General features: G+C 66.8%; 8 protein-coding genes. 4 read left to right on the top strand and 4 right to left on the bottom strand.

The genetic code is table 11. The features are described from left to right. Positions 1-551 precede the first annotated feature (551 nt). On the top strand, positions 552-1076 hold the full coding sequence (locus ABD912_RS00880) for a DUF488 domain-containing protein (protein WP_345147764.1): 525 nt from the start codon (positions 552-554) through the stop codon (positions 1074-1076). Between the two features lie 136 nt (positions 1077-1212). On the opposite strand, the gene ABD912_RS00875 is transcribed toward ABD912_RS00880, so the two are convergent. Both ABD912_RS00875 and ABD912_RS00870 read right to left on the bottom strand, forming a co-directional pair. Then, on the bottom strand, positions 1213-1356 hold the full coding sequence (locus ABD912_RS00875; protein WP_345147763.1) for a hypothetical protein: 144 nt from the start codon (positions 1354-1356) through the stop codon (positions 1213-1215). Between the two features lie 237 nt (positions 1357-1593). Next, positions 1594-2535 (bottom strand): DMT family transporter, encoded by a 942-nt coding sequence (locus ABD912_RS00870; protein WP_345147762.1) that lies wholly within the window; start codon positions 2533-2535, stop codon positions 1594-1596. On the opposite strand from ABD912_RS00870, the gene ABD912_RS00865 reads away from it, so the two are divergent. The 3 genes from ABD912_RS00865 (at position 2534) to ABD912_RS00855 (ending at position 5203) form a co-directional block, all read left to right on the top strand. Next, on the top strand, positions 2534-3955 hold the full coding sequence (locus tag ABD912_RS00865) for an aminotransferase-like domain-containing protein (RefSeq protein WP_345147761.1): 1422 nt from the start codon (positions 2534-2536) through the stop codon (positions 3953-3955). The genes ABD912_RS00870 and ABD912_RS00865 overlap by 2 nt on opposite strands. A 472-nt stretch (positions 3956-4427) precedes the next feature. After that, complete coding sequence (locus ABD912_RS00860) at positions 4428-4895, top strand: hypothetical protein (RefSeq protein ID WP_345147760.1); 468 nt, start codon at positions 4428-4430, stop codon at positions 4893-4895. Continuing rightward, positions 4892-5203 (top strand): transcriptional regulator, encoded by a 312-nt coding sequence (locus ABD912_RS00855; RefSeq protein WP_345147759.1) that lies wholly within the window; start codon positions 4892-4894, stop codon positions 5201-5203. The genes ABD912_RS00860 and ABD912_RS00855 overlap by 4 nt, the downstream gene beginning before the upstream one ends. A gap of 195 nt (positions 5204-5398) precedes the next feature. On the opposite strand, the gene ABD912_RS00850 is transcribed toward ABD912_RS00855, so the two are convergent. Together ABD912_RS00850 and ABD912_RS00845 are read right to left on the bottom strand one after the other, a co-directional pair. Continuing rightward, complete coding sequence (locus ABD912_RS00850; protein WP_345147758.1) at positions 5399-5773, bottom strand: helix-turn-helix transcriptional regulator; 375 nt, start codon at positions 5771-5773, stop codon at positions 5399-5401. 2 nt (positions 5774-5775) lie between these two features. Continuing rightward, positions 5776-6219 (bottom strand): hypothetical protein, encoded by a 444-nt coding sequence (locus ABD912_RS00845; protein ID WP_345147757.1) that lies wholly within the window; start codon positions 6217-6219, stop codon positions 5776-5778. Positions 6220-7456 lie beyond the last annotated feature (1237 nt).

Raw genomic sequence — 7456 nt, 5'->3', positions numbered from 1 at the left:
GACGCCTCGCCCTCGACCCCGAAGCGACCGCAGCACTGAGGGCAAGCATGGCCCAGGTGTAACGGCCGCTCCATAGCAGGAAACAGGCCCCGGTGGTGGGGACCGTCGCGAGACCGGTCCCCACCACCGGGGCCTCACCCGTCCCGACCCGGAGCGACAGGGAACCGGGCCAGCCGCACCGCCAGATGCAGCGCCGCCATGCGCTGCGTGCCGCAGGGGTCCCCTCCTACGAGGCCAAAGATCCTGGCCAACCACTTGTGCAGCGTCCGGCGCTCCCAGGCAAAGCGTGGCGGCCGTGGCAGGGAATGGAGAAGGCCCTCGGATCAGCCGGGGGCCTTCTCCTCCATGCCCGGCCCCGGCGAAGCCACCGTACGCACCTATGTCTCGCATCCGGTGGGTAGCAAGACAGTTTGTCGAGACACTCACTGATGAAGACCGCCGGGCCCTGCACGCCGTTTATCGGCACTCCCGCGGGCCAACGAGCCGAGCCCGGTTCAGGCCCGGTGCCGGATCCTTGCCGGATGCGAGGGAGCCGAGCACGATGGACGGACATGTCCACGACAACGATCTACACCGTCGGGCACTCGACCCTCGCCCTCGAGGACTTCGTCGCGCTGCTCAAGGCCCACGGCATCAGGAACCTCGTCGACGTCCGCACCGTGCCCACGTCCCGCCACAACCCGCAATTCAACCAGGACAACCTCGCCGGTGGCCTCCGGGAGGCCGGGCTGACCTACCGCCACGTGGCCGCTCTCGGCGGGCTGCGGCACTCGCGCAAGGACAGCGAGAACACCGCGTGGCGCAACACGTCCTTTCGCGGGTATGCGGACTACATGCAGACGCCCGAATTCGCCGAGGCGGTCGAGGACCTCGCCGAACGCGCACACACCAACGACCTGGCGATCATGTGCGCCGAGGCGGTGCCTTGGCGCTGCCACCGCTCCCTCATCGGTGACGCGCTCCTGGTGCGCAGCGTCCAGGTGCTGGACATCATGTCCCCCACCTCGGCCAAGCCACACACCATGACCTCCTTCGCCAAAGTCCAAGGGAAGCGGATCACGTATCCGGAACAGTAATCGTCCGCCCCGAAGCCCCAAGGTCCCTGCCGACGGTTGCATGCAGCACAATGCGCACTGCCTCCGCCGTGGTCCTTGCCGCCACCAGAGGCCGCTTCCACGGACCGGACCCGTACGTTTTCCGTCCAACCAGACCTCAGGACAGACGCCGGAAATCACCCGACCCGAACTTCACATAAATCGGCAACACCATCTGGATGTAGGTCAGGCCCACAGGATCGTCGAGCAACTCGTTGATCGATGTCTGCCCCTCCAACTCTCGGGCCCCATCCATTTCCATGGACCGACTATAAGCACGGCCAAACACCCACCACCTCCAGACACGACCCCTGGACCCGATCCTGAAGCCAGAAGAGCCTCCGTGCCTGTCAACGCGCATCGGCAGTACCAAAACCGACCCACGGCCGCTACCTGTGCGCACGGGGACCCACGTACGGACAGGATCGCCAGGGCGAGGACTGGGACGCGATGCTCATCCCAACGTCCTCAATTGCCCGCGGCGGATACGGCCGTCGGCTCAACGAGACGGTACCGCCGGCTGCGGGCCACGTCGCGTGCGGACCGCAAGGCCGGCGCAGAGGATGACTGCGAGGCCGCCGATGATGGTGGCCCACGTGAGGTTCTCGCCCAGCAGGAGCGCGGACCAGCCAATGCTCAGTGCGGGCTGGACGAGTTGGATCTGGCTGACCTGGGCCATGGGGCCGATGGCCAGGCCGCGGTACCAGGCGAAGAAGCCGAGAAACATGCTCACGACGCCGAGGTAGCCAAAGGCGGCCCACTGCACCATCGTGCCGGACGGCGGCTGCTGGCTGATCGAGAGGGCCGTCAGGAAAACCATCAGGGGCGATGCGAGGACCAGTGCCCAGGACACGGTCTGCCAGGCCCCCAGCTCGCGTGCCAGCAGGCCGCCTTCGGCATATCCGAGGGCCGCTGCCACCACCGCTCCAAGGAGCAGCAGATCCGCCCAGCCCACCTGACCGAAGCCACCCGACTGCGAGAAGGCGAAGGCGATCGCGGCAACGGCACCCACACCCGTCACAACCCAAAATGCTGTCGGGGGATGCTCACGCCCGCGCAGGACCGCTGCGGTGGCCGTCGCTGCCGGCAGCAGGGCAATGACGACCGCCCCGTGGCTGGCGGGCACGGTCGTCAGCGCGAACGAGGTCAGGAGCGGAAAGCCGATGACGATCCCACCGGCAACCACCGCCAGGCGCGCCCGCTGGACGCCGCGGGGAAGGCGCTGCCGGGTGAGAACGAGGGCGAAACCGGCGAGAACCGCGGCCACGACCGCGCGGCCCGAGCCGATGAACAGCGGCGCGAGTCCTTCGACCGCCACGCGGGTGAACGGCACGGTGAATGAAAAGGCCGCTACTCCGACGAGTCCCCACCCCAGGCCCGAAGCCGGCCCGAACGATACCGGTCCGCGAATAATGATAGTAGCGATACTATTGTATCTCATGAACAACGATAGCAGTTCCCGGATTGCGGCACGGCTCAGGGAATGGATCGCCGGCGCCGCACCCGGAGCCCGGCTGCCATCCACGCGCTCGCTCGTGGCCGAGTACCAAGCCAGCCCGGTGACGGTGCAGAAGGCCCTCCAGACCCTCGCCACGCAGGGGCTCATCGAGAGCCGGCCCGGTGTCGGCACGTTCGTGCGGGCCGCCCGGACAGCGCGGCCGTCGGACTACGGCTGGCAGACGGCCGCGCTGCGTTCGCCCCGGGCACCTCTTCGCCCGATCCCCGCTGCGATGCGCAGCACACCGAACGATGTCATCGCGTTCCATTCCGGCTACCCGGACAGGGAACTGTTGCCCGAACGCCTGGTGCGTGCCGCGCTCACCAGGGCAGCCCGGGGCGACGCGGCCCTGTCGCGTCCGCCCGCCGCGGGATTGCCGGAACTGCAGTCCTGGTTCGCGCACGAACTGCGCACCTCGACCCCGGACGGCATCGCCCCGCCCGCGCCCAGCGACGTTGTTGTGCTGCCCGGAAGCCAGAGCGGACTCAGCTCCATCTTCCGCGCGCTGGTTGGGGCCGGACAGCCCCTGCTGATGGAATCCCCGACCTACTGGGGAGCCATCCTGGCCGCGGCCCAGGCCGGTATCCGGGTGGTCCCGGTGCCCAGCGGGTCCGAGGGCCCGGACCCTGAAGGTCTGGCACGGGCCTTCGAGGAGACCGGCGCACGGCTGTTCTACGCACAGCCGAACTACGCGAACCCGACGGGTGCGCAATGGGCCGCCCGGCGCGGCGAACAGGTGCTGGACGTGGTGCGCGCCCATGGCGCGTTCCTCGTGGAGGACGACTGGGCCCACGACTTCGGCATCAGCACCAACCCCGTGCCCCTTGCTGCCCGCGACGGTTCCGGCCACGTCGTCTACCTGCGCTCACTGACCAAGAGCGTGTCCCCGGCCATCCGCATCGCCGCGGTCATCGCCCGCGGCCCGGCGCGCGAACGCATCCTCGCCGACCACGGAGCCGGATCCATGTACGTCAGCGGCCTGCTCCAAGCCGCGGCACTCGATGTCGTCACGCAGCCCGCCTGGCAGACCCACCTGCGCGGCCTGCGCCACCAGCTCCAGGCACGCCGCGATCTGCTGATAACCAGCCTGCGCCAGCACGCCCCGCAGGCCCACATTGCCCATGTGCCGAAGGGAGGACTGAACCTCTGGGCACGCCTGCCCGACGGCACCGACCTCGAACAGCTCACCCGTGACTGCGAGGCCCAGGGCGTCATCATCGCCGCCGGCACCGAATGGTTCCCCGCCGAACCCGCAGGCCCGTTCCTCCGACTCAACTACGCCGGCCCCAACCCCGGCGCCTTCCCCGACGGCGCGCGCATCCTCGGCCGCTCGCTCCAACGCAACAGCCGCACAGAAAACTAGCCCGACCAGACACGCAACCAGCCCTACCGGGACCGTGCAGGCATCGAGGGTTACCAGGCACTGACTGGACTACCTCTACCCCCTGGAACGCCTGACTCCACCCCGTCAGGACGAGCCCGCCCAACCCTTGAACAGCCCCCCAAGCAGGTGGATTCTGGCACTCTGCGGCGGCATACCGTGACCACACGGTGCCGGTGGCGACCGATAACGGGAATGCTCGCCGCTGCTCCCGCGACGCCACCACCGGCCGGAAGACCGTCCTGCAACCGAAGGGATGCAAGACGGTTTGTCGAGACACTTCCGTTTGGTGGGCGCGAGCCGGTGCCATCCGGCTCGCGCCGCCGGCCGGCACGGCGTTCCACTCGGGGGCTAGACACGGAAACAACCCCAGGAGAACCACCAGCACAAGTCGCCCAGCGCTCGGCAGCCCACCATCTAGACTTTCCGAGAAGGAAAATCTATTGTTTCCAACATGGAAAACGTTCCGGCATCCACCGATGATGCGGCCGCCCGCCAATCCCTCGAGCAGCTCTCGCGCGACCGCGCCCGCGCATCCTCCGCCGCACGCGCACCGTGGTGGTACCACGCCGTCGTCAGCATCGCCCTGGCCGCGTTCATTCTCGCGTTCGGACTCCAAGGCGGGGCCTTCACGGCGGCGATCTCCCTGAGCGCGACCGTGGCCGTCCTCGCCTGGGTCCTTCGCCCCCGGGTGACGAAAACCCAGGCGGATCCCTGGTCGGAACCGGCAAACCTGCGCACCGGGCTGACCCAAACGCTCGCCGCTCTCATCGTCGGCGGGGCCGGCGTCGCCATCCACGCCGCCACGGGGCTCGGTTGGGTGCTTTGGACAGCGGCCGCCCTGGCCGCCGCCCTGTACTTCCTGCTCGCCACCCGCATGGAGTCCGCACTCGCCGCATCGATCCGGGCCGGGAAAAAATGACCGAGACGCCCCTCCCCCCAGTGCTGGACGAGACCATCCACAGCCCATACCGCCTGCGGATCTGCAGCCTCCTCCATCAGTTGGGGACCACGGAATACCAGTTCCTCCGCGACTCCCTCGAGGTGAGCCCCTCGGTCCTGAGCAAGCACCTCAAGAAACTCGAGGATGCCGGCTACGTGGAACTGAGCAAAAAGACGGTAAACACCCGCCCCCACACCTGGGCAACCCTCACGGCTTCCGGTTCCCTCGCCTTCCGCTCACACCTTGCCTACCTGCAACAACTCGTCCAAGCGAACATCGACCGATGACCACGGCCTCCCGGCAGGACCAGATGCCGAACCGGTCCGCGAGCACCATGAATGTCTCGCATCCGAAAGGGATGCAAGACGGCGCGATGAAACGCGAAGGCCGTCCCGGAAATCCGCGGCAAGGGGCGAATGTGGTCGCTTCGTGTCCGCATTTTGTGATCGTGCGGTGTCGCACCAGCCCCTTGGAGGGAGTGGCTACTCAAGTGGTGGGGCGTTTTCCTCATGGAGGTCGATGATGTTTTCCTCGATGCCTGCCAGGAAGCTTTTCCCCAACTGGGAGAGCGTCAGTTCCTTGCGTCGGGCACCGGTGCGGGGCGCTGGCACGTCTTTTGTCGCAATGAGGGCTGCGTCTTCCAGGCGGCGGATGGTCCGATACAGCCCGTGCTCCGTCAGTCGCCAACCAGTGGTGCGTTGCACTTGGATCGCGAGTTCCGCGACCGTGATTGGTTCGTTGTTGAGGATGTGGCGTAGAACGACCGGCGTGAGCATGGCCTTTTTGTAGGTCTCGACCCAGGAGTCGACCCGGCCTTGCAGCCACTCCGACGTCTCATCGGGATGGCGCGAGGACATCATCAATCCTCCCAGCCCCTGCCAAGGATTGCTCCGAGAAGGTGAACCATCAGCCCCAGTCCCCACAGGGCGCTCATACCAAGGGTGACTCCGAACCACGGGGTCGACAGAAGTAGCCCTGCCGCCGCCTCGAACCCCTGGCCGCCAGAGGTGATGAGCACCTGAACGAGGCCGTGCAGATTGAACGACGTCGTCACGGCCGCGAAAGCGGACGCGTGCACGATCGCGATACCGAATCGAACCCGCAGCAGCGTCCGATACCAATGACGCACCCACACCGCAATGCCCAGGGCAACGATTCCGGTCAAAATTCCTGAATACAGGCCCGGCACGCCACCTTCCACGATAATCACGATCTGCACGACCAGCATCGCTGCGGTCAGTACAAGCACGAAGGGGAGGATGAGCGAACGAGCATTCACGAGGTCCGCACGAGCAACAGTCATACAGGTACTATCCCTTAGGTACACTACCTGTGGCAACCCTCGGTCATGGATAGCCACAAGCCGGTTCGCAGTAGGGCTACTCAATGAGCGGGGCAGCCCATTGGACGGCCCCTCACCGGAAGCGGGCAGGATGATAACATCTAATGCCTGGTCCGCGACCGGCGCTAATTAGTGATCGACTTCCAACGGGAAGGCGATCTCCTACACCGCGATCAGGTGGCGCTCCGCCCGATTAAATGCTCGGTATAGATGCCCAACCGCAACACCCCTGACGTCTCGCAACGGGTGGGTTGCAAGCCGCATTGTCGAGACAGTGCCGACGAAGCATCTTCCGCGGGCCGGCCGCGCTGGATCCGGCTTCTTCTGTCTCCTCTAAGACTTGCCACCCCCGCACCCACCTGTGCACGGCAAAAGCGCACCCGCTCCGCCGTTTTTCCCGCACACGAAGTGGACACCGGGACCCACCCGACCGCCTGCGCACCGCCGCCAGGTCACCACCGCGCCAGGAGGTCACCATCGGCGACCGGCGGCCATGCACAGCCTCTGGAAGGCGCGGGCACTGAACACGCATATCCCAGGAGACATTCACAGGCTGCCGGGAGAATCACCCTGTCCGGGCATCCGACAACGGCGTCCCGGATCCCCGCCCTGGCCCCGGTGGGCCTGCACGGGAAGGAGGGCCGTGTTTTCGGGGAATATGCCCATGGATTTGAATTTCCCCAAGAATCCAGTGGCGCAAGTCACATCCTCTATGTAGAGTAAAACGCGTGATTGGGGGAGGCCCGGTGAGGACGCCCCGGTCCACAGCGAAAACGCAGCCGGCCAGCAACGTAGCTGGGCGGTTGGCACACCCACAGGAAATGGGTGGGTCGAAGGGATGTTGTTCCTGACGCAGATGCTCCTGCGCGTTGGCAGGTGAGCGGTCCGCAAGGATCCTCGAACCGGCCAACACGCAGGAGGAACTATGGAACCGCCCACTGCGCCCACCACAAAGCCCGCCGGCCACCCCGGCGGGCTTTGTCATGCCACCCCGGCCACGGGCAGGAAACGTGCGCCCAGGCCGGGATGCCATGACCCCAGCCCCTCCGGACCCCCAGGGGCCTTCATCGGCGGGACGGCGAGCCCGCGGTCCGCGGATCCGAACGACTCGTCGTCGAGGACGAGAGGGATGGACCGGGTCGGCTCGTGGCGTTCCGGGCGGACGGGCCGGAGGGGCGGCTGCGGGCTCTCACCGGAC

The organism is Arthrobacter ginkgonis (assembly GCF_039540195.1).
Taxonomy (GTDB): Bacteria; Actinomycetota; Actinomycetes; order Actinomycetales; family Micrococcaceae; genus Zafaria; species Zafaria ginkgonis.
Note: the sequence above shows the minus strand (reverse complement) of the source record. Positions and strands in the feature narration are given on the sequence as shown.

Excerpts from the sequence above, each read along its gene's own strand:
- ABD912_RS00870 (WP_345147762.1), bottom strand. The coding sequence starts at position 2,535 with ATGAGATACAATAGTATCGCTACTATCATTATTCGCGGACCGGTATCG.
- ABD912_RS00845 (WP_345147757.1), bottom strand. The coding sequence starts at position 6,219 with ATGACTGTTGCTCGTGCGGACCTCGTGAATGCTCGTTCGCTCATCCTC.
- ABD912_RS00875 (WP_345147763.1), bottom strand. The coding sequence starts at position 1,356 with ATGGAAATGGATGGGGCCCGAGAGTTGGAGGGGCAGACATCGATCAAC.
- ABD912_RS00865 (WP_345147761.1), top strand. The coding sequence starts at position 2,534 with ATGAACAACGATAGCAGTTCCCGGATTGCGGCACGGCTCAGGGAATGG.
- ABD912_RS00880 (WP_345147764.1), top strand. The coding sequence starts at position 552 with ATGTCCACGACAACGATCTACACCGTCGGGCACTCGACCCTCGCCCTC.
- ABD912_RS00850 (WP_345147758.1), bottom strand. The coding sequence starts at position 5,773 with ATGTCCTCGCGCCATCCCGATGAGACGTCGGAGTGGCTGCAAGGCCGG.
- ABD912_RS00860 (WP_345147760.1), top strand. The coding sequence starts at position 4,428 with ATGGAAAACGTTCCGGCATCCACCGATGATGCGGCCGCCCGCCAATCC.
- ABD912_RS00855 (WP_345147759.1), top strand. The coding sequence starts at position 4,892 with ATGACCGAGACGCCCCTCCCCCCAGTGCTGGACGAGACCATCCACAGC.